This window comes from Staphylococcus sp. HMSC14C01 (genome assembly GCF_001808085.1).
GTDB lineage: Bacteria > Bacillota > Bacilli > Staphylococcales > Staphylococcaceae > Staphylococcus > Staphylococcus hominis.
Map to the genome: position 1 here is coordinate 21,022 of NZ_KV792020.1, position 776 is coordinate 21,797.

The 776-nt window shown below is 34.1% G+C and carries 1 protein-coding gene; it reads right to left on the bottom strand.

Annotated features, from left to right (window positions below):
- The coding region (locus HMPREF3131_RS02430) for a DUF1542 domain-containing protein (RefSeq protein WP_141738167.1) at nt 1-776 on the bottom strand (776 nt) is incomplete at both ends.

Here is a 776-nt window from a genome sequence, read left to right on the forward strand (position 1 = left end):
CTTCAGTTGCATCAGGTGTTTGATCAATGATGTTTTTTCTAGTTAATGCAATTTGATCAATAGAAGTCTTAGCTGTCTCTTTTTTTACAACTTCTGGCTGAATGTTATTTATAGCAACAGTTCCTCTATCTTTTGCTTGATCTACATCACTATTTGTTACTGCTTGATCAATACTATGTTTTGCTTTTGTTACCTCTTCATCAACTTTTGATTTCGCTGCTTCTTTTTCTTCTGTCGTTGCATCAGATGTTTGATCAATGATGGCTTTTTTGATTTTTGCTTGAGTATCTATACCTCGTTTTGCTTGTTCTTTTTTAACTATATCTGGTTGGATATTATTTATTGATGCCGTACTATTATGTACTACTTGATCTACATCATTGTTAGACAAAGCACGATTAATATTATTTCTTGCTTCTGTCGCAGCTTCGTCTACTTTTGATTTTGCGGCTTCTTTTTCTTCTATAGTTGCATCAACATTATTGTCGATCTCTGTCTTCTTATTAATAACTTCATTATCAATTGCTTGTCTTGCTTCTGATTTTTTAAGCACATCTGGTTGGATTGCATTGATTGTATTCGTACCATTTGTTTTTGCTTCATCCACATCTGAATTAGTTATTGCTTCATTAATATGAGCTTTGGCTTCCGTTACCGCTTGGTCTACCTTCGCTTTGGCTGCCTCTTTTTCTTCTGTTGTCGCATCTGGTGTTTGATCAATCACTTCTTTTTTAGCTTTTGCAACATCATCAATTGCTTGTCTTGCTTCTGATTTT